Source organism: Nesterenkonia sp. (assembly GCF_029265375.1).
Classification (GTDB): domain Bacteria; phylum Actinomycetota; class Actinomycetes; order Actinomycetales; family Micrococcaceae; genus Nesterenkonia.
Genome location: NZ_JAJUJJ010000030.1, coordinates 1 through 24,304 on the forward strand (window position 1 = coordinate 1; position 24,304 = coordinate 24,304).

General features: G+C 64.9%; 31 protein-coding genes. All 31 read left to right on the forward strand.

Features of this window, described 5'->3' with window-relative positions; genetic code table 11:
- Positions 1 to 16 precede the first annotated feature (16 nt).
- The 31 genes from Q1K09_RS11070 (at position 17) to Q1K09_RS11215 (ending at position 24,303) form a co-directional block, all read left to right on the forward strand.
- A complete protein-coding gene (locus Q1K09_RS11070; RefSeq protein WP_300345484.1) occupies positions 17 to 277 on the forward strand; it encodes a hypothetical protein in 261 nt (86 codons plus the stop codon).
- A 69-nt stretch (positions 278 to 346) separates the two neighbouring features.
- Positions 347 to 1,438, forward strand: coding sequence for a hypothetical protein (locus Q1K09_RS11075; protein ID WP_300345485.1), 1,092 nt, complete (start codon positions 347 to 349; stop codon positions 1,436 to 1,438).
- The gene (locus Q1K09_RS11080) at positions 1,435 to 1,779 is read left to right on the forward strand and encodes a VRR-NUC domain-containing protein (RefSeq protein ID WP_300345486.1); all 345 of its coding nucleotides are present in this window, start codon (positions 1,435 to 1,437) and stop codon (positions 1,777 to 1,779) included. Before Q1K09_RS11075 ends, Q1K09_RS11080 begins: the two co-directional genes overlap by 4 nt.
- Positions 1,780 to 2,074: 295 nt before the next feature.
- The gene (locus tag Q1K09_RS11085) at positions 2,075 to 2,545 is read left to right on the forward strand and encodes a hypothetical protein (protein WP_300345487.1); all 471 of its coding nucleotides are present in this window, start codon (positions 2,075 to 2,077) and stop codon (positions 2,543 to 2,545) included.
- 181 nt (positions 2,546 to 2,726) lie between these two features.
- Entirely contained in the window at positions 2,727 to 2,990 is a 264-nt protein-coding gene (locus Q1K09_RS13105) for an HNH endonuclease (RefSeq protein WP_366909372.1), read from the forward strand.
- A 173-nt stretch (positions 2,991 to 3,163) separates the two neighbouring features.
- The gene (locus Q1K09_RS11090; RefSeq protein WP_300345488.1) at positions 3,164 to 3,565 is read left to right on the forward strand and encodes a hypothetical protein; all 402 of its coding nucleotides are present in this window, start codon (positions 3,164 to 3,166) and stop codon (positions 3,563 to 3,565) included.
- Positions 3,528 to 4,985, forward strand: coding sequence for a DEAD/DEAH box helicase family protein (locus Q1K09_RS11095; protein ID WP_300345489.1), 1,458 nt, complete (start codon positions 3,528 to 3,530; stop codon positions 4,983 to 4,985). Before Q1K09_RS11090 ends, Q1K09_RS11095 begins: the two co-directional genes overlap by 38 nt.
- Positions 4,982 to 6,442 (forward strand): phage portal protein, encoded by a 1,461-nt coding sequence (locus tag Q1K09_RS11100; RefSeq protein ID WP_300345490.1) that lies wholly within the window; start codon positions 4,982 to 4,984, stop codon positions 6,440 to 6,442. Before Q1K09_RS11095 ends, Q1K09_RS11100 begins: the two co-directional genes overlap by 4 nt.
- Positions 6,439 to 7,527 (forward strand): hypothetical protein, encoded by a 1,089-nt coding sequence (locus tag Q1K09_RS11105; protein ID WP_300345491.1) that lies wholly within the window; start codon positions 6,439 to 6,441, stop codon positions 7,525 to 7,527. The genes Q1K09_RS11100 and Q1K09_RS11105 overlap by 4 nt, the downstream gene beginning before the upstream one ends.
- Entirely contained in the window at positions 7,524 to 7,802 is a 279-nt protein-coding gene (locus Q1K09_RS11110) for a hypothetical protein (protein ID WP_300345492.1), read from the forward strand. Before Q1K09_RS11105 ends, Q1K09_RS11110 begins: the two co-directional genes overlap by 4 nt.
- An 85-nt stretch (positions 7,803 to 7,887) precedes the next feature.
- Positions 7,888 to 8,079 (forward strand): hypothetical protein, encoded by a 192-nt coding sequence (locus tag Q1K09_RS11115; protein ID WP_300345493.1) that lies wholly within the window; start codon positions 7,888 to 7,890, stop codon positions 8,077 to 8,079.
- Positions 8,080 to 8,255: 176 nt separating this feature from the next.
- On the forward strand, positions 8,256 to 8,759 hold the full coding sequence (locus tag Q1K09_RS11120) for a hypothetical protein (RefSeq protein ID WP_300345494.1): 504 nt from the start codon (positions 8,256 to 8,258) through the stop codon (positions 8,757 to 8,759).
- Positions 8,760 to 8,784: 25 nt separating this feature from the next.
- Positions 8,785 to 9,732 (forward strand): phage major capsid protein, encoded by a 948-nt coding sequence (locus Q1K09_RS11125; protein WP_300345495.1) that lies wholly within the window; start codon positions 8,785 to 8,787, stop codon positions 9,730 to 9,732.
- 291 nt (positions 9,733 to 10,023) lie between these two features.
- On the forward strand, positions 10,024 to 10,407 hold the full coding sequence (locus Q1K09_RS11130) for a hypothetical protein (protein WP_300345496.1): 384 nt from the start codon (positions 10,024 to 10,026) through the stop codon (positions 10,405 to 10,407).
- Positions 10,408 to 10,414: 7 nt separating this feature from the next.
- Positions 10,415 to 10,759: a hypothetical protein gene (locus tag Q1K09_RS11135; RefSeq protein WP_300345497.1), complete on the forward strand. Its 345-nt coding sequence runs from the start codon at positions 10,415 to 10,417 to the stop codon at positions 10,757 to 10,759.
- Positions 10,752 to 11,003, forward strand: a complete 252-nt coding sequence (locus Q1K09_RS11140) for a hypothetical protein (protein ID WP_300345498.1) — start codon at positions 10,752 to 10,754, stop codon at positions 11,001 to 11,003. Before Q1K09_RS11135 ends, Q1K09_RS11140 begins: the two co-directional genes overlap by 8 nt.
- A complete protein-coding gene (locus Q1K09_RS11145) occupies positions 11,003 to 11,404 on the forward strand; it encodes a hypothetical protein (RefSeq protein WP_300345499.1) in 402 nt (133 codons plus the stop codon). The genes Q1K09_RS11140 and Q1K09_RS11145 overlap by 1 nt, the downstream gene beginning before the upstream one ends.
- Positions 11,405 to 11,425: 21 nt before the next feature.
- Positions 11,426 to 12,013: a hypothetical protein gene (locus tag Q1K09_RS11150; protein ID WP_300345500.1), complete on the forward strand. Its 588-nt coding sequence runs from the start codon at positions 11,426 to 11,428 to the stop codon at positions 12,011 to 12,013.
- Between the two features lie 94 nt (positions 12,014 to 12,107).
- Positions 12,108 to 12,404 carry a hypothetical protein gene (locus tag Q1K09_RS11155; protein WP_300345501.1) on the forward strand — a complete coding sequence of 99 codons (297 nt, stop codon included), beginning with the start codon at positions 12,108 to 12,110 and terminating at the stop codon, positions 12,402 to 12,404.
- A 92-nt stretch (positions 12,405 to 12,496) separates the two neighbouring features.
- Positions 12,497 to 12,796, forward strand: coding sequence for a DUF5361 domain-containing protein (locus Q1K09_RS11160; protein ID WP_300345502.1), 300 nt, complete (start codon positions 12,497 to 12,499; stop codon positions 12,794 to 12,796).
- Positions 12,797 to 15,277 carry a tape measure protein gene (locus tag Q1K09_RS11165; protein ID WP_300345503.1) on the forward strand — a complete coding sequence of 827 codons (2,481 nt, stop codon included), beginning with the start codon at positions 12,797 to 12,799 and terminating at the stop codon, positions 15,275 to 15,277.
- A complete protein-coding gene (locus Q1K09_RS11170; RefSeq protein ID WP_300345504.1) occupies positions 15,274 to 16,053 on the forward strand; it encodes a phage tail domain-containing protein in 780 nt (259 codons plus the stop codon). Before Q1K09_RS11165 ends, Q1K09_RS11170 begins: the two co-directional genes overlap by 4 nt.
- Position 16,054: 1 nt before the next feature.
- Complete coding sequence (locus Q1K09_RS11175) at positions 16,055 to 19,018, forward strand: phage tail protein (RefSeq protein ID WP_300345505.1); 2,964 nt, start codon at positions 16,055 to 16,057, stop codon at positions 19,016 to 19,018.
- Positions 18,993 to 19,688, forward strand: a complete 696-nt coding sequence (locus Q1K09_RS11180) for a hypothetical protein (RefSeq protein ID WP_300345506.1) — start codon at positions 18,993 to 18,995, stop codon at positions 19,686 to 19,688. The genes Q1K09_RS11175 and Q1K09_RS11180 overlap by 26 nt, the downstream gene beginning before the upstream one ends.
- Before the next feature lie 34 nt (positions 19,689 to 19,722).
- Positions 19,723 to 20,073, forward strand: coding sequence for a hypothetical protein (locus tag Q1K09_RS11185; protein ID WP_300345507.1), 351 nt, complete (start codon positions 19,723 to 19,725; stop codon positions 20,071 to 20,073).
- A complete protein-coding gene (locus Q1K09_RS11190; RefSeq protein ID WP_300345508.1) occupies positions 20,070 to 20,591 on the forward strand; it encodes a hypothetical protein in 522 nt (173 codons plus the stop codon). The genes Q1K09_RS11185 and Q1K09_RS11190 overlap by 4 nt, the downstream gene beginning before the upstream one ends.
- On the forward strand, positions 20,588 to 20,950 hold the full coding sequence (locus Q1K09_RS11195) for a hypothetical protein (protein ID WP_300345509.1): 363 nt from the start codon (positions 20,588 to 20,590) through the stop codon (positions 20,948 to 20,950). The genes Q1K09_RS11190 and Q1K09_RS11195 overlap by 4 nt, the downstream gene beginning before the upstream one ends.
- Positions 20,947 to 21,315 carry a hypothetical protein gene (locus Q1K09_RS11200; protein WP_300345510.1) on the forward strand — a complete coding sequence of 123 codons (369 nt, stop codon included), beginning with the start codon at positions 20,947 to 20,949 and terminating at the stop codon, positions 21,313 to 21,315. Before Q1K09_RS11195 ends, Q1K09_RS11200 begins: the two co-directional genes overlap by 4 nt.
- A complete protein-coding gene (locus tag Q1K09_RS11205; RefSeq protein ID WP_300345511.1) occupies positions 21,312 to 21,680 on the forward strand; it encodes a hypothetical protein in 369 nt (122 codons plus the stop codon). The genes Q1K09_RS11200 and Q1K09_RS11205 overlap by 4 nt, the downstream gene beginning before the upstream one ends.
- Positions 21,677 to 22,174, forward strand: a complete 498-nt coding sequence (locus Q1K09_RS11210; RefSeq protein ID WP_300345512.1) for a hypothetical protein — start codon at positions 21,677 to 21,679, stop codon at positions 22,172 to 22,174. The genes Q1K09_RS11205 and Q1K09_RS11210 overlap by 4 nt, the downstream gene beginning before the upstream one ends.
- A gap of 29 nt (positions 22,175 to 22,203) precedes the next feature.
- A complete protein-coding gene (locus Q1K09_RS11215) occupies positions 22,204 to 24,303 on the forward strand; it encodes a glycosyl hydrolase family 18 protein (RefSeq protein ID WP_300345513.1) in 2,100 nt (699 codons plus the stop codon).
- The last annotated feature ends 1 nt before the right edge of the window (position 24,304 follow it).

Consider the following 24,304-nt stretch of genomic DNA (forward strand, 5'->3'; position numbering starts at 1 on the left):
CAGGAGGCGATTGAGGGTGAGTGACTACGACGCCACCACAGAAAAAGTCCGCCGAGCCTGGCAATACGCGCAAGGCCCCTGTGCCTGCTGTCTCGGCGGGTACTGCATGGAGAACGGGATCGAGTTCGATAAGTGGCTCCAGCAGGTTCGCACAGAAGCCACGGACGAGATGCGGGTCAGCAAGCCAGCGGAACAGCCAGTGCACACCACAGTAGGGATGCTGCACATCGGTCTGAAGTGGCTCACCGAAACGAAGCTGGAGGACGACACCGGATGATCCCCATAGCAGCCCCTCAGCGACCGTCGTTGTCCGCCACCTATCGACTTCCTGGAGATCGCATCCCTCATGACCTGGCTGAAAGTATCCGACAAGGCGCATTCTCACCCGCTGGTGGTGGGGATTGCCATGTTGGAACCAGAGAACCCGAGGGTTACGAACGAGATCTTCGGCTACGTCAGCAGGTGTGCCGACGTCGCGGCCGAGCACCTGCTGGACTATCACGTGCCGTTGGGCACGGCTATGAGCTTCGGTATGGGAGAGGGCCCCCGGCTCATCGAACTCGGGAAGAAAGCCGGTCTGTGGAAAGAGGTCGTCTGGACACCGGATCCGGAGAAGCAGGAGCCCTCGGTTCACCTGAAGCTGGTGGAGGATGAGGAGCTCTGGCACATGCCCACTCGCAAACAGGTTCTGTTTGAGCGGGCCCGCAAACGGGACCGGGCCGGATTGACCGCGGCGAAGATCCGTTTCCGCGACGGCGATCACTGTCGGTACTGCGGCAGCTGGGTCGACGCCGGGGAGAAGCAGTCCACCAAGAGGACGCTCACGGTGGACCACCTGACCCCGGGCGAGAGTTTCAAGTCGACCTCGCGGCCGGATGACGGCGTTGTGGCGTGCCAGTCGTGCAACGCGCAGCTACGCCAGAAGCCCAGGGCCGAGAAGGTCAAGCTGCTGCAGCCTGTCCCGTCCCAACCCGAGTACACGCGACCAACCCGTGAGTTCCTGATCGAGCACGGCCTGCTGGGCACCAGCGCCTACGCAGACGAGGCTCCGCCGAACAGTGGCCCCGGCGATGGGTCCGAGGGTATCCACACCGCAGCCAGCGGTGACTGTGACCCCGCCATCGCGTCCGCAGGGCATCCTGACAATGGCGCCGAGTCCGTGCGCGGGTCCGAGGGTATCCACACCGCAGCCAGCGGTGACTGTGACCCCGCCGCGCCAGAGATCCTGCCTCAGGGCGTCTCTGAAGACCGTGGACGCGGAATTCCGCGTCGGCCGACGCGGAACGAAGACGGGGGCGGACGCGGAACCCGGGTCGGGTCGGGACGGGACGGGCCTGGTCGGTCCGGTCCGGAACGGGCGCGGGGCGCGCCGCAGGCCCGCCGTGTCCGGGGTCGGCCGGAGCAGAAGTCTCGTCGAAGACGTGGGAGGAAGCGTTGAAGGCCGCTGATTTCAGGAGACAGGAGATCTTGGGCTGGCCGGAGCACAAGCTGCAGGCTGAGGTGATCAAGCTTGCCCAGCAGCTGGGTTGGCGGCATTACCACACGCACGATTCGCGGCGGTCGGTGCCCGGGTTTCCGGATCTGGTGATGGTGTGTCCCGGCACTGGCGTGCTGTTGTTTCGTGAGCTCAAGCGTGAGGGGGAGTATCCGACGCCGGAGCAGCGGGAGTGGCTGTCCTGGCTTGAGGGTGCTGGCCAGGACGTGGGGGTGTGGCGCCCGCGGGATTGGTTGGACGGTCGCGTGCAGGAGCGGCTGCGTGCCGACGCATCGAGACGGTGAGGCGTGCCGGTGCTGGGGTTGCGTTCAGGTGTGGGTCAGAGACGCGAAGGAGGTACCGCCGATGGGTGTGAGCGTGACTGGCAGTCCGGCGGGTGGTCGTGTGGATGTGTGGGTGTGCACGGGGCCTGATTGCTCGGCCGTGACGGTGGCCGGTGAGTGGCTCTGCTCTGCGTGTGTGAGGAAGGTACTGCGTCGGCAGGCTGCTATTCCTGCGCTGTTGCCGCCGGTTGGGATGATTGCCCGGGGTCAGTTGCGGCCTAAGCGGAAGCCGTCAGCGAAGAAGACTTCTGCCTCGTTGCGGGTGGAGCCGGTCAATCTGGCAGCTTTGGTGCTGCAGAAGAGGTTGAGGGAGCTCTACGCACTGGAGGTGGACCGGTGGTTTGCTTCTGATCCTCAGGCTGGAGAGATTGCCAGGCGGATCATCAGTGCGGTGGACACCGCCGACGAGCTGGTTAACGGGTCTGCGGTGGAGCCGTTGAACCGGGATGCGGAGTGGGCTCGGATCCGGTTGAGCATGATCTCTCCGATGACTCCGGAGCAGGCGGTGGAGTACTTCGCACGGGAGCTGGGTATAGAGATTACGCAGAAGCAGGTCCGGAACTGGCGTGATCGGGGGCGGCTGTATGCGGTGGATCGTTCGCGCACTCCGCACCGGTATCGGCTGGTGGATATCTACACGGCCTGGCTCAATCGTCACCGGCACGGGTGGACGGCCAGGAGGCCGTCTGAGGCGATGGGCGACACGCAGGGGAAGAATTTGGGATGACTCGCCTGATTGTCCGCTGTGCGGGTAGACTGCCTCACATTGGGGCTACCCCCTACCCAGAAACGGGTGCCGGGGCTGGCCCCATTGCTGTGTCCCCCGGCTTTGAAGCCTAGGGGTGTAGTCGATGGCTACCTCACGGACCGGAACTGCCGGGTGGAAGCGGGTCAGGGCTGAGGCCTTGATGCTGGCGTTCGAGTCAGGCCTGACCAGGTGTCCGCTGTGCGGGACGTGGTTGAACTGGGAGTACTCGCGCCGGCCGGACAGTCCGGAGCCTGACCATGTGATTCCGTACTCGCAGGGCGGCACTGACACGATCGAGAATGTGCGGGTGATCTGCCGGCGCTGCAACCAGCGGCTGGGCGCGAGAGCTGGAAACACGGTCAAGGCATTGGCTCGTCGTCCTGTTGTCCGGTCGGTGGATCTGCAACCGGGAGATCAGTGGTGATCACGTTCCGGGGGCAGGGGGTGTACCCCCACCCCGGGGCGGCGTTCGCCCCCGCGCCGGTTAGCGATATCTCCCCGCCTTTTCTTGATGTTCCACGTGCTCAACCGGGTGTGGTCATGTGGTGAAAATGTTCCACATTCCTCTGTGATTCGGCTCTGATGAGGGGTGATCGTGTGCCGCGAGAACTCAAGCCGTGCGGAACTAGGGCCGCCGCGCAGCGTCACCGCCGGCACGGCGAAGAGGTCTGCCCTGACTGCAAGGCAGCCGAACGGGAGCATCGCCGTAAGTACGCCCGCCGTGACCGGGTGGAAAAGACCATCCAGGTCGACTTCGGTGGCGCAAACACCACGGACCCGTTGACGGTCGCGCGGGAGAACCTCGCCATTGTCACCGCGACTCTGCGTTCGGATAAGTGCTTGCCCAAGGACATCGTTCCATTGACGAAGCGGCGTGAGGAGCTCGTGCAGCTGGTCCAGCAGCTGTCGACGCAGCACGAGGAAGAGCGGATGGAGCAACAGGGCGCGGAGGTGGCTGAGAATGTCGCTGAAGCAGCCTTCCGGCCCACGGCTGTCTGAGGTCGCTCGCCACGTGGTCATGCCTGAGGGCATCGCCACTACCGCGTTCCCGCCGGTGCAGGCTCGCGCCCAGAAGATGGGCGTCACCTTCGATACGTGGCAGCAGGGCCTGGGCACGCTGATTCTCGGCAAGCGCGCCGACGGGCTCTACGCCGCCGGCGTTGGCGGCGTGGTGATCTCTATCCCCCGCCAGGTGGGCAAGACCTTCACCATCGGTGCGATTATCTTCGCCCTCTGCACCCTATTCCCCGGCCTCACCGTCATCTGGACCGCCCATCACGCCCGCACCCACGCAGAGACATTCCGGTCCATGGCGGCGATGGCAGAACGCCGACAGATAGCCCCCTACGTCGAAGGGGTGCGCAGAGCCAACGGCCAGGAAGAGATCGCTTTCACCAACGGCTCCCGGATCCTCTTCGGCGCTCGCGAGCACGGTTTCGGCCGAGGCTTCGCCACGGTGGACATGCTGGTGCTCGATGAGGCGCAGATCCTCACTGAGAAAGCCATGGAGAACATGGTGCCGGCCACCAACGCCGCCCCCAACGGCCTGGTGCTGATGATGGGCACTCCCCCGCGCCCAACCGACCCCGGCGAAGTGTTCACCAACCGCCGAGAGGCTGCCCTCCACGGGGAGGACCCCGACATCCTCTACGTGGAGTTCAGCGCCGACGAGAAAGCCGACCCCGACGACCGAGACCAGTGGCGCAAAGCCAACCCCTCATTCCCAAACCGGGTCACGGAGTCAGCGATCCTGCGAATGCGCAAGCTCCTGGGCTCCGTTGATTCCTTCCGCCGGGAGGGCCTGGGGATCTGGGACAAGGTCTCCACAACCGCTCGGGCGTTCAAACCCGCTGCGTGGGACGCGCTCGCGGTCGCCCCCGAAGACGCTCCTGTGGAGGGTCGCCGCGCGTTCGGTGTGAAGTTCTCCGTCGATGGGTCTGTGGTGGGTCTGGCGGCTGCTATGCGGCCGGCCGAGGGGCCTATCCACGTGGAGGGCATCCGGTACGCGTCCATGTCTGAGGGGACCCGTTGGCTGGTCGACTGGCTGGTGGACCGTAAGGACCGGGCGGCCCAGATCGTGATCGACGGGAAGTCCAACGCCGGATATCTGGTCAATGCGCTGCTGAAGGAGGGCGTCAGCAAGACGGCTGTGCTCACACCTGGGACTGACCAGGTAGTGGCCGCGCACGCGATGTTCTTGGAGGCGGTCCGCGCTGGCGGGATGTCTCACCTGGGCCAGGAGCTGATGGACGAGCAGGTGAAGGATGCTGTGCGCCGTCCCATCGGGAAGGCAGGCGGCTTCGGCTGGGATCCGGGGACTGAAGGCGCGGATGTGACTCTGCTGGATGCCGCGACCCTGGCTTTCTGGGGCGCAGCGACGACGAAACGTAGACCGGGACGGAAGGCGGTGATCCTGTGACCGTTACGGCTTGGACCACCGAAGACATCCGGGGCCTGTCGCTGCCTGAAGTGACCGATGACGAGCTCTCAGTCATTCGCACGCTGTTCCTAACGTGGCAGAACCGGCTGGAGAAGAACCTGAAGCGCTCGCTGTACTACGACGCGGAGCAGGCGTTCAAAGATCTGGGCATCGCCCTGCCGCCGCAGCTGCAGAACGCCAAGTTCTATCTGGGCTGGCCGGCCATGGCCGTGCGGAAGCTCGCCCAGCACAGTCTGTTCGCTGGTCTTCGCCTGCCTGGCACCAGCGATCCTCTCGAGCTTAACGAGGTATTCGAACGCAACCGGTTCGGCCTGGAGTTCTCCGAGTCCGTGGTGTCTGGCTATAAGCACGGGGTCGCCTTCATCACGGTGGCTGCCGGTGGTCCTGGCGAGCCTGCGGTGCAGATCCAGGCGCATCAGGCCGATTCCTCCGCAGCGGTGTGGGATCCTCGTCGCCGCCAGATCAGCGCCCTGCTGACTATCAGTGACATGCAGGACGGAAAACGTCCTTCGGATTTCACTGTGTGGCTGCCGGACAACATCCTGGAGTTCACCCACGACCAGTCTTCGGGCCGGTGGGAGGTAGAGCGGCTGCCGCACCGGATGGGCCGCACCATGGCCACCCCGGTCTGCTATGACCCGCAGCTGGGGCAGCCGTTCGGCCGTTCCCGCATCTCAAACCCGGTAATGTCGCTGACCGACATGGCGGTCCGCGCCTATGTCCGCATGGAAGGCAACGCCGAGTTCTACTCGTCTCCGCAGCTGGCCGCCGAGGGCGCCGACATTGACGCTTTCGACGGGCTGAGCCGGGACAAGAAGTTCCAGCTGGCTATGGACCGGATAATCGCGCTGACTCGCGATGAGGACGGCAACGCGCCCTCGATCAAACAGCTGCAGCAGGCCTCGATGGAACCGCACAGCGCAATGCTTCGAACCGTTGCGATGGCGTTCTCCGGAGAGACCGGCATCCCGCCCTCCAGCCTGGGCATCATCCACGACAACCCGGCGTCGGCCGAAGCGATCCGCGCCTCCAAGCACGATCTGCTCATCGACGCCACCTACCAGAACACCCGGGTGCTGAACACAGCGGTGCAAGATATCGCTCGCATGGCCTGGATGGTCCGGGAGAACTCCACCGACCTGCCCGAGGAGGCCTGGCAGCTCAGCGCCCGCTTCACCGACCCCGAGTTCCGGTCGCTGTCTGCCAGGGCAGACGCGGTGGTCAAGATCGCGGGGGCACTGCCGGACCTGGCTGGCTCGGAGGTGCTTCTCGAAGAACTCTTCGACGAAGACCAGCTGGACAGGATCCGCGAAGAACGCCGCCGCGCAGAGGCGCTCTCTCTGCTGCAGCAGGGCGACGGTACCGGGGAGCCCACCGCCGGGCTGCCGAACGCGGCACCGCAGCCTGACGGCGAACCCGCGGAGGCGGCACAGTGACCACCAGGGACCAGGTAGACCGTCTGGCAACTGCCCAGGCCAAGGTGTACCGGATGGTCAAGCGACGCCTCGACAGCCTGCTCCCCCGCCTGCAGTCACTGCCGCCCGACCAAGCACGCGATCTGCTGCTCGCGGTGATACCTGTCCTGGTGGAGGAACACGGAAACCTCGCGGCGACCGCCGCAGCCGAATGGTACGAGGAGACCCGCGCCCAGCAGGTCACCGGCACCTTCCGCTCCCGACTCGGCGCGAACCCTCCCACCAACGACATCCAGCGGACCGTACGCCGCACCGCTGGCCACCTCTTCACCGGAGACCCAGCCGCCACCATCGGGGCGCTCGCCGGGGCTGTGCAGCGCTATGTGGCTGGCACGGCCCGGGACACCATCCGCCGGAACATGCTCAACGATCCCACCAAGCCGCGCTGGGCGGTGATCCCGTCTGGAGCCAAGACGTGCGCGTTCTGCGAGATGCTGGCCTCGCGTGGCTGGCAGAAGGGCGCCGCGGAGGCCGGAGCGGCGGGGTTCCACGATCACTGCGACTGCCAAATAGTGCCCGAGTGGGACAAGAGCGGACGCAACCACGTGGAGGGATACGACCCCGACCAGATGTATGAGCGCTATTCGGCAGCGCGCGCCGAGCTGGAAGCTGATGGGCTCGACTCCGGAGATACGCGCCTGATCCTGGCCCGGATGCGGGACATGTACCCAGACCGGTACACCGACGGGCACGCTGTGCCGCTGATCCTCCGAGACCCAGTCCACGGCTGGCCAGACGACCGAGTTCTTCCAGTGACCCCACGCACCTGGGAGCACATCCTGGAGCATGGTCCTGGCGGAAGCAAGGAGGATCAGTTCAATGGCACCCGGTATGAGATCGCTAAGGACATCAGGCGGGGCATCACCGAACCGCAATGGCAGGGCACACCTGAGTGGCGCGATGATGTCTACAACTACCATTGGAGACTCCCAGACGGCCGAGAGGCGCTTGCCGGCGGCATCGCTGTCAAGGAAGGCGACCCACCAGTGATTCGGCTTCTCACGGCCTATCCGGTCAGTGACCGGTCCCGTAGAATGTTGCCATGAGCTTCAGCCAGGATGAGCTTCGGACCATTGCGGAGAAGGTGGCGCAGCAGGTAGAGCCTGCCGCGCCCGCCGATGCTGTCGCTGAGCTGAACCACTGCCGGCAGGTTGAGGAGTGGGAGATGCTGCTCAACTGCGGTTTCACTATCGCTGTACGGCTGGGGCTGGACCTGCCGCCCGAGGCCAGGAAGTACGCGAAGACGAACATCGTTGGTGTCAATCTCGCGCGGAAGGTTCGCGAGCACATCGACTCTCAGAGCTCTTTCGCTTCCACCTAACAGATCACCTGCTGTCTCTAGAGCCCGTACCACTCGGGGCGGGTTTTCCATACCCGCCGAACGACGAGAGTCCTGTCATGGGGGCATGGCGGTCATGGAGTCAAGAGCAGTAGCGGAACAGCTCCGCGATCTTGTGCTGCCTTCGGTCCCTGACGAAGACCTCGACTACTTCGAAGCCGCTGCCGAGGACGAAGACTGGGCACACTTAGCTCAGCTCTCCCGCGAAGCAGCCCAGGCGTACGGCGTCGACCTTCCAGCTGAACTGGTCGCCGCCTAGCCGCTCCCTCCCCTGAAGGCCCCGATCACCGCTTGGTGACGGGGCCTTTGGCATGCCCGCCGACTCTCGAAACGGCGGCTCACCATCTTCCAGCGGCTCCCGCTGAAGCGGAACGCACCCGTAGTGCGGATCGTCCCACCACGCCCGACGGGGCCTAAACGGAAAGGAGATCTGACGTGTCAGAGACACAGCAGAACACCGCGTCAGCGGGAGAAGCGCCCGAACAGAACCAGCAGAAGCCTCAGGAGAAGCCTCAGGAGAGGCCCCAGGAGAAGTCTGAGCGGCCCTTCGAGGCGATCACTTCTCAGGAGGATCTTGACCGGATTATCCAGTCACGGCTGGATCGGGAGCGAAAGAAGTACGAGGGCTTCGAGGACTTCAAGGCCAAGGCCGCCAAGGTCGATGAGCTCACCGCTAAGAATGCGGCGCTCGCCGAGGAGGTGGCCAGCTACAAGGCGGAGAAAGAGCTTGCGGCTCTCGCCGCGGAGGTCGCCCAGGAGGCCGGCGTGCCTGCTGATGCGCTGCGCGGTTCCACACGCGAGGAGCTTGAATCTCACGCGGAAACACTGAAGTCGCTTATGGCCCCGTCCATGCCTGTGGTGCATGGGCAGGGTCGTTCACCGTCAAAGGTCGAGGAGACAGACGACGTCAAGGCCGTCCGGAAGCTCTTCGGCTCCTGAAAATTCTTCCTGAAAGGATTCCATCATGGCCGTTTTCGGCACAGAGGAAGCCAAGGTGCTGATGCCCCGCAACATTGCGGACGGCATGGTCACCGAGGCTCGGACCTCTTCGACTGTTGCGCAGCTGTCGGCTCGTGAGCCGCAGCGTTTCGGCGAGACCGAGTACATCGTGTTCAATGACTTCCCGCGGGCTGAGTTCGTGGAGGAAGGCGCGCAGAAGTCTCATACCACCGGCGGGTTCACTTCGGTAACCGCTAAGCCGCACAAGGCGCAGGTGACGCTGCGGTTCAACCAGGAGGTCCAGTGGGCTTCTGAGGACTATCAGCTCCAGGTCTTCCGGGACCTGGCTGACGCTGGGAAGCTGGCTCTGGCCCGGGCCCTGGATCTGGGCCTGTACCACCGGATCAACCCTCTCTCCGGCGAGGTGATCAGCGCGTGGGACAACTACGTGGGCGCTACCACCCTGCGTGCAGAGCTGGCTGAGGGCGCAGAAGCTGATCAGGTGATCCGCTCTGCAGTGGGTCTGCTGGTCAACCGGGACCGCCCGACCTCGGTCAACGGCCTGGCGCTGGATCCGCGTCTGACTTGGGCGCTGTCGGAGCTTCAGACGAAGCTGGCCAACGGCGACCCGTCCGGTCAGCAGCGCTACCCGCAGCTGGGCTTCGGCGCCGCGCCGACTTCGTTCGCCGGCATCAACGCCGCACAGGGCGACACCGTCTCTGGCCAGCCCGAGGCTGCCGCCGACACCGGGGTGCGCGGCATCGTCGGTGACTTCCAGAACGGGATCCGCTGGGGTGTTCAGCGTGACCTGCCGGTGGAGCTGATCCGTTTCGGCGATCCGGATGGGCAGGGCGACCTGAAGCGTCATAACCAGATCGCCCTGCGCCTGGAGATCGTCTACGGCTGGTATGTCTTCGCGAACCGGTTCGCGGTGATCGAGGAACCGGCTGCGGAGACCGGAACGGGGGCCTGAACCATGCCGCGACTTCGGAACAAGAAGACCGGCGTCGTGGTGAACGTGGACCAGGAAGCTGCGCGGGGGCTGGGGCCTGAGTGGGTCCCGGCCTCCGCTGCGGCGGGCTCTGGCTCCGCGTCCCAGGAGTCGGAGAAGAAGACCAAGACGTCTACTCGTCGTTCTCGCAAGAGCAGCTGAGCTGAAAGGGGGCTCGCAATGAGTGCGCCCAGCCCTTTTCCTTTCGCCACAGTCGATGAGCTGAAGAAGCGATGGCGGGACTTCCCTCTCGGGGCCGAGGATCACGCCGAAGTGCTGCTGGAGGATGCCTCTCAGTTCATCTTGGACGTCTGTCCGGCCTCGGCTGACGCTGCGGAGGAAACCCGCCGCCGGGTGGTCTGCGCGATCGTCAGGCGGGCGATGAACGTCCCAGACCATCTGGCCGGCTTGTCCACCGGGCAGGAGACCACAGGCGGGGTGTCCCGTTCCTGGTCCCCTTCAAACCCGAATGGTGACTTCTACCTGACCAAGACTGAGCGGCAGTCGCTTGGTTGCGGCAGGCAGAAGGCGTTCGGCGTGAAGATCGCAGGATTCGGTGGGCGTCCGCAGCACCGCCCGTGGTGCAGCCTGGCGTTTGGCGCGGCCTACTGCTCGTGCGGCGCTGATATCGCTGGTGAGCCGATCTACGAAGGGTAGGGCTACCGTGGCGCTCTCAACCTTCGATAGGCACACGATCGTGGTGCTGGAGCCTCAGCTGATCGAAGAACGCGGCGAGCTGGTCGAGGACTGGTCTGCGCCTACACGCCGGCAGGTCCCTGGATGCTCTGTGCAGCCGGGGGCCGGCGCCAGGGATATGGAGCACGGCGATGGAGTGACCGCGGATTTCACCGTCTACCTGCCTCCGGACGCGGATGTGCCGCCGCGTGCCCGCATTGAGCTGCCCGAGCAGACCAGCGGGCAGTTCACTATCCAGGGCGAGCCGGAGCGGTGGGTCTTCGGGTTCTCCACTGACCACATCAGGATCCGGTTGAGGAGACGCGATGGCTAAGGCGAAGGTGAAGATCAAGCCCAACGACAAGGGCATCCAACAGCTGCTCAACGATCCAGGGATCCAGGGCGTAGTGGACTCGGCCGCCAACCGGGTCCGCTACGCCCTGCCGGCGGGCTACGAAATTGTTCGCGGCGACGGCACTCGTACCCGATACCGGGCCATGGTCGTCACCGAGACCGGGGAAGCGAAGCAGGACAACGCCCGAAACGCCTCCCTGCTGCGCGCCCTGGGGGCGGCCTGATGGTACTTGTCCCAGCTGACATCGAGTACGTGGTCAATTCCTGGCTCCGCGACCAGTACCAGAGCCACGGGTGGGGGCAGATTCCAGTCTCGACCCGCCTGCCCCGAGCCGAAGACACGTTCGTGGTCGCCTTCACCACCGGAGGCACAAACCGCACCCTCGTCTCCGGTGAGGACCGCATCGTCTTCGACTGCTACGCCCCACGCGAAGCGCTTGCCCAGAAAGTCTCCGCCCGCATCTTCGCGCTGGTGACGGATCTGGACTGCCGCCGCGTCGGAGACGTCCAGTTCTACGACGTCACCCCGACCAAGCCGGCCAACTATCCCAACCCCGAGAAACCGAACCTGTACCGGTACCAGTTCAACGCCCTGATTCACGCCCGCTACCTGACGGGCGCCTAACAGAGAAAGAGGAGCTACCCCATGGCTGCTGCAACTGATCATGTCCTGGTGGGCGCCCCGGAGCGCTCCGACGACCCCGATGTGGTGGGCTACGCCTACGCCATGCCGACCACCGCCAACCTGCCCACTGACACCACAACGGAGCTGGACACCAGCGCAGAAGACCTGGGATTCGTCTCCGAGGACGGCCTCACCATCTCCACAGACCGGACTGTGGAAACCATCAGGGACTGGAACCTCGACGACGTGCGCGCGCTGCTGACCGAGCACTCCGCCACCGTCGGGTTCACACTCATCAGCTGGACGGTCCCGGCGCTGAAGGCCTATTTCGGCGCTGAGAACGTCACTGAGACCGACACCGAGATCGTGGTGCGCATCAATGCCTCCGCCATCGGTGACCGCGCCTGGGTGTTCAACCTCAAGGACCTCGACGTCAAGCGTCGGGTCGTCATCCCCCGCGGCGCGCTCGCGTCCCAGGGAGAGATCACGCTGATGAAGGGTGAGCAGACGCCGCTGGAGATTGAGCTGACCCCGTTGGCTGACCCGTCTGGCGAAAAGATCTACATCTACACCCAGAAGCCCGCCGGTGCCGTCGCCAGCGGCACCTGATATGCCCCTGCAGGCGTGCGTGACGGGGGACTCCGCACGCCTGCAGGGCCCGCCTGACGTGTCCCCCGAGATCAGTTGAGTTGAGGAGTCCTTCATGCCACCGCGTAAGTCCCCCACCGCGCAGGACAAGCCGTTCACGTTCAAGTCGAAGACCGGCGCGCGCGTCACTATCCCCTCCAACGTGGTGTTCGACCCGGACCCTGACCTTGTGGTCGAGGTATCCGACGCCCAGCAGTCCGGCAATGAGCTGGCCATGGCCGCCGCTACGTGGAAGATGGTCAAGTCCGGGTTCCCCGACGACGTGGCCTCGAAGCTGAAGATCAAGCTCTCGGAGATCGAAGCGTTCACCGAGGCCTACTTCAAGCACACCGGGGTGTCTATCCCAAAATAGTGTGGCTGTGCTCCCTGCCGCCCAGGGAGCTGGCCGCTATAGAAGCTGACCTTGTGAGAGCGGGCTGGACGTTTGACGACGTACCAGCCCGCTTGTCGTATCCAGCGCTCTTCGCGTTCATCGAGAACCTGCCTGCCGATTCGGCGCTGGATCGCATCACCGATCCGCAGACCGCGGCCTGGACGTCGGGGGTGCTGGTGCCCAACCTTCTGGCCGAAATCGGCTACAGGCTCGACATCTTGGCCTGGCAGCAGTCCAAAGACGGCTCCAAGGGGCGACGTCGACCGCAGCCGTGGGAGCGGCCCTGGGCGAAGAACAAGAACAAGCGCCGGATCGGCGCGGGCGCGATCCCCGCCTCCCGCTGGGAGAAATTCTGGGACGGAGGAAAGTAGATGGCCGGCAACGAGGTCGCCAACGCCTGGGTGTCTATCACCCCGTCGTTCAAGGGCGGAGTGGATGCAATCGCTGACGAGCTCGGCGCTGTCGGCGATCCCGCGGGCAAGAAAGCCGGCCAGGGTTTCCTCAGCGGCCTCGGCAGCGCGGTAGGCGGGGTGGCCAAGGTCGCTGCCGGCGCAGTCGGTATCGTCGGCGGCGCCCTCGGCGGCGCTGCCCTCGCTGGGGGTATCAGCCGCGCGCTGCAGATTGAGGACGCTCAGGCCAAGCTCTCGGGACTGGGGCATGACGCACAGTCGCTGGAACGGATCATGTCCAACGCGACCTCAGCGGTCACCGGCACCGCCTTCGGCCTCGGGGACGCCGCAACCGTGGCTGCCTCCGCGGTCGCCGCAGGTATCGCTCCGGGCCAGGAGCTGGAACGCACCCTGTCGCTGGTGGGTGACGCCGCCACGATCGCCGGCACAGATATGGGCAGCATGGGCGCGATCTTCAACAAGGTCGCAGCAGCCAACAAAATCCAGATGGATTCGATCAACCAGCTGCACGACGCGGGAGTGCCTGCCCTGCAGCTGCTGGCCGATGAGCTCGGTGTCACCGCCGAGCAGGCATCGCAGATGGCCTCTGCCGGTGAGATCGACTTCGCCACCTTCCAGGCGGCGATGGAAGAGGGCATGGGCGGCGCGGCCCTGAAATCCGGCGAGACTTTCCGCGGCGCCATGGCGAACACGATGGCGGCACTGAGCCGCATCGGCGAGACCGCTGTCACTCCGTTCCTGGATGTGATCAAGACCGGGTTCAACGCAGTGATGCCGCTGCTGGACAGCTTCAACGAGGCTCTGAAACCGATCGCGGATTCTTTCGGCGACTGGCTGTCTCAGAACGCTCCTGGGTTCATTGACCAGCTGGCCGCTGGGCTTTCCCAGATCGGCCCGATGTTCTCCGGCGTCGCCTCGGCGGTCCTGCCGTTCTTTCAGCAGCTCGGCGCCGCGTTCGCGCCCCTGATCCCGCAGATAGTCCAGCTAGTCACGCAGTTCTCGCCACTGTCGATGATCTTCCAGATCGTCCAGCCGCTGCTGCCGCAGATCGCCGCGCTGTTCGGTCAGATCGCCTCAGTGGTGGCCCAGCTGCTGGCCGCGATTCTGCCGCTGGTTTCGACCCTGGTCGCCGCTCTCGTCCCGGTGTTCCTGCAGCTGGCTTCAACACTACTTCCGGCAGTCGCTAACGTGATCACCCTCATCGTGGGACTGCTGCCGCAGCTGGTGCCGCTGTTCACCATGCTGGTCCAGGCGGTCATCCAGGTGGTGACTGCGTTCGCGCCGCTGATGGTGCAGCTGGTGCAGACGCTCGTGCCGGTGCTGATGCAGCTGATCAGTGCCGTGCTGCCGCTGGTGGTGCAGGCGCTCGCGGCGATTGTGCCCGCTGTGGTGATGGTGGTCCAAGTGCTGGCAGCGACTCTGATGCCGATCATCCAGGCGCTGCTGCCGGTGGTGCAGACCGTCTTCAGCGCGGTGGCCACCATCATTCAGGGCGTCATGCAGGTCATCTCTGGAGTCATCCAGGTGGTGATGGGCGTCATCAGCGGCAACTGGTCGATGGTGTGGACGGGCATTAAGAACGTCTTCTCTGGGATCTGGACCGCGATACAGGGCATCCTGCAGGCCGCTTGGGCGGTGATCCAGGGTGTGTTCAACACGCTCGTCGGCGTGGTCAAGGGACTGTGGAACGGGCTGTGGTCCTGGGTGAGCACGTTCTTCTCGAATACGTGGGACAGCATCCGCAACGCTCTATCCGCGGCGTGGGGAACTCTGCAGGGCATCTTCAACACGCTTGCGTCTGTGGTGACCGGTCTGTGGAATGGCCTGTGGTCGGGAGTCTCCTCGTTCCTGTCGTCGACCTGGACTGACATGGTCTCCTCGGTCTCGGGATTCATCGCTGACCTGCTGGTGTACTTCCAAGACCTGCCCGGAGAAATCACCGGCTTCCTGGCCTCCCTGCCGGGTGAGCTGCTTCAGGTCGGCCAGGACATGATCCAGGGCCTGATCGACGGGATCAGCAACATGGGCGGGGCCGTAATCGACGCGATCGGCGGCGTCGTCGACGGCGCGATCGGGTGGGCCACCGACCTGCTCGGCATTAGCAGCCCGTCGAAGGTGTTCATGCAGATCGGCGAGTACACCGGCGAGGGTATGGCAGTAGGACTGCAGTCCCAGGGACGCACGGTGCAGAAGGCTGCAGAATCCATGCTTCCCGCCCTCTCCCCGCAGCGGTACCAGCTGGGCTTCGACGCCGCCCCCGGATCATCCGGACCCGCAGGCTCCCCGGCGGCCGGCATGTCGCCGATCCAGATCCACATCGACCAGATGCGAGTCGACAACGATCGGCGAGTCAAAGAGGTGGCCCAGGACCTGTTCCACCGAGTCCACCGTGCCAACCGCTCGCAAGGAGGATCCAACTTGGGAGGTGTGGTCACCGTATGAGCTTCACGCTCGGAGGCATCAGCACCGCCAACCTGGACGGCGTAACCGCCGTGCTCGAACAGTGGCCCTCCCTGGGCGGCCACACCGTGCAGAACTCAGAAGTCACGGGAAAGGACGGCCGCTTCTACCACGACTCCAACCGCACCGCCTCCCGCTTCGTCTACGACGTGATCATAGAAGGCAACACCCCCGAGCAGGCCGCCCAGCGCCGCGACGCGTTCGTACGGTTCCTCGACCCGGCGAAAGGGCCGCGCTCGCTGGTGCTGGACGCAGACGCCGGCTGGGTGTATCTGGAGGTGCTGGTCGCTGACGAAATCACGTGGGACCGGATGACATGGGAGCCAGGCCTAGGCTTTCGGCTGCGCGGCGAGGTCACGTTGGAGACCCAGGGGGACGCGGAGGCACGAGAACTGGACCCTACCGTGCTCACCACCGCTGGCGAGCTCACCTACACCCATGAGTTGGGCACCACATCGGCGTATCCCACCATCAGCATCACCACCGCATCCTCCCACTCCTCCTACGAGATTCAGATTGGGTCTCACACTGTGACAGTCGACCGGTTCAGCAACTGGACCGAGAACCATCGACTGGTGCTGAACTACGAGGACATGGCCTTCTACCTGGAGCGCACCAGTTCAGGAGAGCGGCTCGCCTCGGCAGTGCGGCACATGAGCACCTACCAGCGGCCGGCCCTTCACCAAGGGCAGACCTACACGGTGCAGGTCTCGCCTCAGCGGCCGCTCCGGTTCTACCCGAATGCACGGAGGGCATGACATGGCGACCGTGCAGCGCCTGTGGACCAACCGGTTCCACTACTCCGGAGAAATCCCTACCGACTACCCAGGCCTCAACCCGGTAGCCATCGCGCGCATCAACGCGCTCGCGTCCGGGACGGGACGCTATGTCGACGGGGTGAACAGTCAGCGTGCCTGGCAGCTGCACTGGGACGGCAGCTCTTCCCTGTGGGGTCAGGCCAGTGGCCGGATGGGTGGTCGGCTCCAGATCAACAATGCTGGGGCGAACGTGGAGCGTGGGCGTCTGCAGCTGGACCATTTCTCTGGGCTGTGGCCGGGTTCTGCGAGTCCGCGGCTGCTGGTCGGCGGCTGGTTCTGGCAGGTCTATGAGATGGCGTTCAACCCGCTGATCGATACGCGGGCCACCGATCCGGTGGTGTATCTCTCCACAGCTGGTGGGACGGGGCAGCCGCGCGCCCAGGTGTACAACGCCTCTGGTGCTCTGCTGCTGGATCAGTATGAGTCGGGTCTGCCGTGGCTGCAGACCACCAGCGGCTACTTCTTGGGCATGCTGGTCACCGCGTCGACCTCGACAATGTTCAGCGTCCACTCTGACGGGCGTCGCTGGATAGGGCCTCAGCGGACCTTCTCTGGAACCCCGAACTGGGGGTCCACTGCGGATGTGGAGGTGTTTTCGCTTCGCAGTGCTGAGTATTGGGAGGCCGGCTTCGTAGACGAGGTGGTGATTGCCCACCCCTCTGCAGGCTTCGACCTCGAACAGTTCGTCGACGACCTGGGGAATTCGGTCTGGGCTGACGGGTTCCAGCGTCCGGACCGGGACTCGGACTTCACCGTCACCGACTCCTCGATTCGGTCTGATAACGGCAGCAACAGGACTTTCAGCACCGGCGCCGAGCGGGTCAGCTGGCCTTCAAGGCCGACGATCAGCATCTCTTCGGGACAGCTGCTCTACAGCACCGACGATGGCGCTACTTGGCAGGACTCGGACAGGGGAGCCCAGCTGCCCGAGACCGCTGACGGGATCCTACTGCGGCGGGCTAACATGCAGCTGTCAACCGGCACGGACTTCACGGGCACGAACATCACGATCCCGGAGTCTGAGAACATCGAGGTCACTCCACAGGCCCCGGTGCATGACGTGGAGTCCAACACGGTCACGGTGACCGCGCAGACTGGTGTGGTGTGGTCCCAGGTCGGGGAGATCAGCATCCCTGAGGGCGGCAGCGTGACCATCACGGCCAGCCCGGCCGAGGGATACCAGTTCCCCGAGGGGGCGACCACCGAGTGGGTGTTCGAGTACACCTACCCGGATCCTCCCACGCTTGACCCGATCCCGGACGTAGAGCTGCAGCAGGGCAGCGCTGAGCCGTACACGACCGTCCTGTCTTGGTCCGCGCCGGTGGGACCGCACACGTGGAGCGTACGAACCCCGTCGCTGGCCACTGTGACTGTCGATGACGGGGTGCTCTCGGTGGCGGTGGGTTTCGAGACTGGCACCCAGGCGGCCACTGTGCGGCTCACTGATGGGATCGGCCGCACCGCGGAGCAGACTTTCTACATCACGGTGACGCCTCGGCCGTGGGAGGAACCACCGCCGCCGCAGTACCCGCACGCCCCTATCGTGCTGTGGGAAGACGGGCATCCTGAGGCCGTGCTGATCGACCCGCGCGAAGCGGTGGTGATCGAGGAGGTCAACGGGGAGCACGCTTTCGAGTTCACGATCCCTGCCGGGCACCGGCACGCACGCCTGGTCGTCAACGAGAACGTCGTCGAGGCGGCCGGGGAGCGGTTCTGGATCCGCCGGGTCACCAGTGAGCGAGTGGCGGGCGTACCGCTGCTGCATGTCTATGCGGAGGCCCGGTTCTATGAGCTGGGCACCGCCGGCGGCATCGACCCGCAGGAATGGACGCAGGTGCTGCCGGGCCCGGTGATGGAGACCGCGCTGCGCGGCACAGGCTGGAGCATCGGCACTGTGAACGTCGGCACCCGGCGCACCTACGGGATCCAGGAGCGCACGAGTCCGCTCGCGCTCCTGCGCCTGGTGCAGAAGAACCACGGCGGGGACCTGGTGTTCGACAACACCAACCGGCAGGTCCACCTTGTGGTGCGCTCCGGCCGGGACCAGGGTGTCGGGTTCTTCTACAGCTCAAACCTCTCCGCGGCCAAACGCGTAGTCGACACCAGCAGCCTGGTGACCCGGATCTATGCCCGCAATGAGGATGGCCTCACCATCGCCAGCATCAACGGGGGCCGGCCCTACCTGGAGGACTTCAGCTACACCGATGAGCTGAAGTCCACCACCTACAACTTCAAAGCCGGCACCAGCCCCTACACGATGCTGGAGATGACCCGGGCCACCCTTGCCCGCCGGTCACGACCGGACGTGTCCTACGAGTGCACGGTCAGCGACCTCAGCGCCAAGACAAACAGTGAGCTGGACCGGTTCACCGTCGGCGACCTGGTGACAGTCGCAGACCCAGAAATCGGCATCGACGGTGAGACTCAGCGCATCGTCCGCCTCGAGTATGACCTGCTGCGCCCCTGGGCCAGCGAGATCACCCTTTCGGCGAAGCTGAGGGAGACAGGAACCAGCGACGGCACCCAGGACAGCCTGGGCACAGGCTCCACCGTGGACACCTTCGACCTGGTGCCATTCAACCTCCTGCTCAACGCCCGCTTCGACAACGGCCTGGCGCACTGGGCCAACAGCGGCGCCGAAGTCGTTGAGACCGAACAGGGAACAGGCGACTACGCCGTCAGGTTCGCCGGCGCCGGCCGACGCTGGATCGAGCAGACCATCACCCCGGACAACCGACAAGCCTACGCCTTCAGCATGGAGCTGAACTCTGCGGGAGGACCCGAGGGCTGGGTGCCAGACGTGATCGTGGAGGCCGAGGTCACCTACCAGGACGGCGAGGTAGAGGTCATCGAACTGGATCTGGGAGGTGACACCGACTATGCAGGGGAAGCTGCGGACCAATAGCAGGCCGGCCAAGATCCGACTGCGCATCCAGGTCAACCCTCTCCCTGCCGGCGCCACAGTCGAGATCACCGACCTCATGCTCCAGCCCGGAGGCACCCACTCCGGGTGGCTCCCCCACGTCACGGAACTGCCCTGGTCAGCGGGAGTAGGCGAAAACAACATGTACCCATCCATCAACTTCGAACAAGTCAACGCCCGACTCGACGCCCTAGAGGAAGGCGGCACACTCGCCCCGGCCTCCCCGTGGCAAGGACCCCTCGGAACCCCCGAGACCGAACAGCACCCCCGATACGGGCCGATCTACTGGTACAGCCTCAACGGCGCCACCGGAACAATCACCTTCACCACCAGCCCACTGGTGCCCGCACTCGGCCTATCCCGCGGACAGCGCCTCCGCCTCATAGCACTCACAGACGACGTCCAAGGAGTCACCGCCATCCAAGGCAGACCAGACCTGCTTGACGGCACGACCCGAGTCTCAAGCCCCATCGAACCAGAGTTCGCGCTCGCAGATGGGGACAGCGGGATCCACACGTTTGATCTGGACTTCGTGCAGCCGGGGAACCTGGGGGCGAGAGCCGCTGTGGTGCTGGTGGGGGCTTCTGAGGCGTCCGGGCGGGTCGGGCTGGCGTGGCCGGCCGTCGGTACTGCTGTGGAAAGGAGCGCCTGACATGAGGTACGCGCATAGGGACGCCCCTCTGATCGTGGACCTGAGCGACTATGTGTCGCCAGGCATTGAGCCGTTCGCGCAAGGCAGCGTGAAGGGCCATGTTTTCCCGAACTTGGTGATCATAGACGCCCGGATCCGCATCGACCGGGAGCATCCGGATCTGCCGGACCGGCTGCTGATGAGCCTGCCTGCCGATGGGGCGGCGGGGGATCTGCGGCCGCTGGCGGCGACTCCGCCTGTGACTGGATGGTGTCAGGACACTCCGGTGCCGGTGCTGGCGTTCTCGGACATGGTGAACATTCCCGGCTGGGCGGGGTGGACTCTGGCGACCCTGCCTGCGGGGAATCTGGGGGTCACGATCATCTACGAACGGAGGCCGCAGTGAGTCTCAGATACCCGCAGTTGGGGGAGAAGGCCTACATCCAGCAGCTGCTCAATCCTGGCCTGACCGAGCGCGGGAATGAGGCGCGCTGTTTCGTGCGAGTAGGTACTGCACTGCAGCTACGTACGGAGGGCCGACGCATGACGGTGCTCGATGATCTTCCGCTGCTGAAGACGCCGTATCCGACTCAGCACCCGTGGTATGACCTGTCACCGTTGCTGGTCAACGGGTGCCGGGCGCTCACCCCGGGGTCGTGCGGCGTGGCCGTGGACGGCAACCTGGTCCACTTCGACTTCCGCATCGACACCCGCGACGCCACCCCCGGCGAGAAGCGCTTCATAGACGGGCTGCCCGGCGATGTCCTGCCGGAGGGGGAGCGCACCCCGGTGTGCTCGATGAGCGGCCGCGCCGTCGGCCTGCTGTTCAAGGGCTCCTACATCATGATCGGCCACAACGCCCCCGAGACCCTCGACACGTACCCCAACATCGGGGCGTCGTTCACCGTCAGGAGGGCATCATGAGTATCCGCTATCCGACGCTTACCAGTGAGGTGCTGATCCGGCAGGAGTGGCTGGCTCCTGGGTTGGAGCGGCTGTCTCCGGCGTCACGGTCCTACCTGGAGGTTGAGGCGAATTACGTCACGCTGCATATCGCGGTGTGGACCAACCGGGAGGGTGTCTCGGGGCGGATCGTCATTCCCGCCGGTGTCATCCCGGAGGAGTACCGGCCGCAGGCGGCGGTCCGAGCACCGATGCGGCATACCGGCCAGTTCGTCTCCGCCCTGTGGGGACCCACCGGCCAGCTGGCGATTGAGGACCGCGACCTGGCAGAGGACTCCTGGCTGAACGGGTCCATCCGAGCCAAGAGGAGCGCCGCATGACGACTCCGGCAACTGACGCCGTGTATCCGACACTGCCGGTGTGGCAGGATCTGCGGCCCTACCTGGTGAACGGCTGGGAGCAGTGGGGCAGCAACGTTTGCGCGTTCAAGGTGGACCGCAACGAGATGGAGATCCAGGCCGCTCTACTCATTGGCGATTCCGACGTGGTTGCAGAGGGGCTGCCGCCGACGACCGGGGGCACCAGGCTGATTACGGCGTTGGCGAACCGGGGAGGGAACTCACTCGGCGTCAACATGCGGTGGATGGGCAACGGTCAGCTCAGAATCAACTCCGGCCCCTGGACTCGCCACCTCAGCGACGGTCAGTACGGGGAGCTGAGCTTCAACTGGAGGGGGCCACGATGACCACGCCCACCATAGACGCTGTGTATCCGACTCTGCCGGTGTGGCAGGATCTGCGGCCCTATCTGGTGAACGGGTGGGAGCAGCGAGGTCAAAACGTCTGCGCCTACAAGATCACGGGAAACGACCTGGAGACTGTGGCCCTACTGCAGATCGGCAACGAACCAGTCATCGCCGAGGGACTGCCTAGTCTCACCGGGGGCACCCGCGACATCGAAGCCACAGCATCCCAGGGCGGGGTGTCGGTGCCAGTGAGAATCTATTGGGGCGCCGGTGGCTCGCTCGTCGTGCGGCCCGGCTACTGGACCAGATACCTCCAGGACGGGTCCTACAGCACCCTGACGTTCAGCTGGAGAGGTCCACGGTGAGCAGCATGCGCTTGCAGCGTCCGCTCTATACCAGGAAACCAGTCGACCGAATCAAGCTCCGCCTCGTTGTCCAAGGCCTCCCCGCCGGTGCCCACATCGACGTCACCGACCTCCAGCTCCAACCCGGAGAACTCGCCACTGGCGTCACCGTCAACCCACGCGAGGCCGGTAGCCGGCGAGGACGCACTCAATACCGCAACGGCGTCATCCACAACGGCATGGAGATCGTCGCCCTGGCAAACATCGACCGAGCAACACCCACACGCCTAGAGATCCGCAACGCCGTAGGAGACACCCGGATCGGCAGCTACCGGTTCGGCCACCTCGACGGCACCCCAGCGATAGCCGACGCCCGGACCCACACCGCCACGCACGGCTACGGCAGACCCCCCGTCATCACCCAACGGAGCGACCTCTACCTACACACCGCGCTCGCAGGCCGGGCGCATCTGCGGCTGCAGTGGGACGACAGAGAGATGGGAGAAGTGCCGTGAGCGGTCGGGTCTGGTGCTGGGTTGGCCATATGGGCCTGACGGAGCGGATCCAGATGGTGCTGGAGCACTACGGCGACCGGATAACCGACATCAGCATCTTCGGATGGGGCGTCAACCGGTACGGACAGCTCACCGAGACCTTCGACCCCAGCCAGCTCGACCCGTACCGGGAACGGTGGCCGCACATCCGCTTTTGGGGCTGCTTCCGCAATATGGACGACCCCGAGGATGGGCCGTTTGAGATTTTCGAGGCGCTGCGGGACAGTGCGGCCGCCCGTTCCCGGCTCTCCGATCACGTCGCTGAGATGTTCAGTCAGTACCCGTGGCTGTACGGGGTGGACATCGACTTGGAGTCGGGCGGCAATGAGCGCAGCGAGGAGTCGGAGGCGATCTTCCGCGCCGTCGCGGACCGGGCGCACGCGCTCGGCAGGCGGTGCGGTGCTGCCCTTCCCCCGTTGACCGCCACCGGGAGTGTTGGCGGTGAGAATTGGGTGCGGTATCGGCAGCTGGGCGAGATATTGGACAGCGTGGAGATCATGTCCTACGACTTCGCGTGGGGCGGCTCCGCGCCGGGGCCGATCAGCCCGGGGTTCTGGATGCAGGATGTCTATGACTGGGCGGTCTCGCAGATTGACCCGTCGAAGGTGCTGATGGGTGTTCCGCTCTATGCCTACTATTGGCGGCTGCATGCGACTCCGCAGGAGTTGGGTAACGCGTGGCGTGGGATCAGCGGCACCTATTACAGCTTCTGGCAGCAGTTCAACGGTGTTGTCGACTGGTATGACCCTGGGGTTCAGCCGCGGGCAGGGTGGATCACGTATCGGGACCACGACGATGGGCAGAGCTTGTGGGGGTTCCTGCACGCCTACGACTGGCTGCAGCCGCAGCATTACAGCGAGCAGTTCGGGATCGATACGGACTGGTTCTCCGGCAAGTTTTATGCGGTGCGCTACGGGCTGCCGTCGGGCACTCCGCAGTGGGCTATCGCCGACAACGGGCCGGGGGATTCGCGGGCGGTCTATCAGGTGCGTACTGAGCCGATAATTGATGTCGACGGCAACGAGACCGGGCCCTATAGTGGCCGGTTCACGCTGACTTTGGAGATGCTGCAGCGCGATGCTGTTGCCGCGACGATCATCGATGACTACGCGACCAGCGGCCAGCAGCTCTCAGCGATCTACACCCAGCCTGATGGGGACGGTTCCTGGGAGCATTGGCAGCAGGCGCCGGGTTCTACTGTCCGTCAGTATCGCGGCTCCGGTCGGCTGGAGTTCAACAACGACTTCGGCGCCCAAAGCCTGTACGTGATGGCGCGGTTTCAGCTGACTCGGTCTGGCACGTTCACTGTCTACAGTCAGGGCGTGCGGGCAGAGATGACCACTGCTGGCACGATTCGGCTCTACGTTGGGGATACTCTCACCGCATCCACCAGCGTGGGCGCGCGCGCAGCTGACACCGCGCTCCGCTCCCCCGCCCTGAACGTCTTGGCCCTCCGCGTACGGGAGAACTCGGCGCGCGTCTATTTCAACAACGCCGAGACGGAGGTGCCGTTGGTGCTGGAGGCTACCGACATCGCCCCGCCGGGCGGGCCTACCGGCTACCGGTCGAACGTGACTGCCTGGATCGATCACACCTATCTCGGTGACGGCTGGTGGTACCAGCCCCGCGAAGCCGTAGAAGTCATTCTGGACGGCCAGCGGCAGGTGATGGGCCGAATCCCCCGGCTCGGGGTGACCTGGCACGACTCGCTGAACATGTTCAGACCTGACGAGGACGTGGACGAACCAGAGACCCACGACCCGGACCACTGGAGGGACTACTCCCGCCTGGACTGGACCTACATCCACTGGCGTGAGGCGCCCTTCCGGCTCGGAGAGGACCAACAACTGGTCATCGTGCCGCTGGACCACGACGCCTGGTGGGGCCGCATCATCGCTTTTGACTACGCCGGCGGCTTCATCGGCTACTGCAACGACGCTCAAGCGGTGGCCTACTGGCGAGCCAGAGCAGAGCACGACTGGGGCCTTGCAGGCATTGCCGCGTGGAGCCTCGGCCAGGAAGACCTTCGCCTCTGGGAGACCCTTGCCGGCGGTGAACTGCCAGCAGACACGAAACGCCTCGACGGATAGG

What these genes read in the sequence shown, in the direction of transcription:
- Q1K09_RS11075 (WP_300345485.1), top strand. Translation starts at nt 347, where the DNA reads ATGACCTGGCTGAAAGTATCCGACAAGGCGCATTCTCACCCGCTGGTG.
- Q1K09_RS13105 (WP_366909372.1), top strand. Translation starts at nt 2,727, where the DNA reads ATGCTGGCGTTCGAGTCAGGCCTGACCAGGTGTCCGCTGTGCGGGACG.
- Q1K09_RS11095 (WP_300345489.1), top strand. Translation starts at nt 3,528, where the DNA reads ATGTCGCTGAAGCAGCCTTCCGGCCCACGGCTGTCTGAGGTCGCTCGC.
- Q1K09_RS11110 (WP_300345492.1), top strand. Translation starts at nt 7,524, where the DNA reads ATGAGCTTCAGCCAGGATGAGCTTCGGACCATTGCGGAGAAGGTGGCG.
- Q1K09_RS11115 (WP_300345493.1), top strand. Translation starts at nt 7,888, where the DNA reads ATGGCGGTCATGGAGTCAAGAGCAGTAGCGGAACAGCTCCGCGATCTT.
- Q1K09_RS11125 (WP_300345495.1), top strand. Translation starts at nt 8,785, where the DNA reads ATGGCCGTTTTCGGCACAGAGGAAGCCAAGGTGCTGATGCCCCGCAAC.
- Q1K09_RS11140 (WP_300345498.1), top strand. Translation starts at nt 10,752, where the DNA reads ATGGCTAAGGCGAAGGTGAAGATCAAGCCCAACGACAAGGGCATCCAA.
- Q1K09_RS11145 (WP_300345499.1), top strand. Translation starts at nt 11,003, where the DNA reads ATGGTACTTGTCCCAGCTGACATCGAGTACGTGGTCAATTCCTGGCTC.
- Q1K09_RS11150 (WP_300345500.1), top strand. Translation starts at nt 11,426, where the DNA reads ATGGCTGCTGCAACTGATCATGTCCTGGTGGGCGCCCCGGAGCGCTCC.
- Q1K09_RS11155 (WP_300345501.1), top strand. Translation starts at nt 12,108, where the DNA reads ATGCCACCGCGTAAGTCCCCCACCGCGCAGGACAAGCCGTTCACGTTC.
- Q1K09_RS11165 (WP_300345503.1), top strand. Translation starts at nt 12,797, where the DNA reads ATGGCCGGCAACGAGGTCGCCAACGCCTGGGTGTCTATCACCCCGTCG.
- Q1K09_RS11170 (WP_300345504.1), top strand. Translation starts at nt 15,274, where the DNA reads ATGAGCTTCACGCTCGGAGGCATCAGCACCGCCAACCTGGACGGCGTA.
- Q1K09_RS11175 (WP_300345505.1), top strand. Translation starts at nt 16,055, where the DNA reads ATGGCGACCGTGCAGCGCCTGTGGACCAACCGGTTCCACTACTCCGGA.
- Q1K09_RS11180 (WP_300345506.1), top strand. Translation starts at nt 18,993, where the DNA reads ATGCAGGGGAAGCTGCGGACCAATAGCAGGCCGGCCAAGATCCGACTG.
- Q1K09_RS11195 (WP_300345509.1), top strand. Translation starts at nt 20,588, where the DNA reads ATGAGTATCCGCTATCCGACGCTTACCAGTGAGGTGCTGATCCGGCAG.
- Q1K09_RS11200 (WP_300345510.1), top strand. Translation starts at nt 20,947, where the DNA reads ATGACGACTCCGGCAACTGACGCCGTGTATCCGACACTGCCGGTGTGG.
- Q1K09_RS11205 (WP_300345511.1), top strand. Translation starts at nt 21,312, where the DNA reads ATGACCACGCCCACCATAGACGCTGTGTATCCGACTCTGCCGGTGTGG.
- Q1K09_RS11215 (WP_300345513.1), top strand. Translation starts at nt 22,204, where the DNA reads ATGGGCCTGACGGAGCGGATCCAGATGGTGCTGGAGCACTACGGCGAC.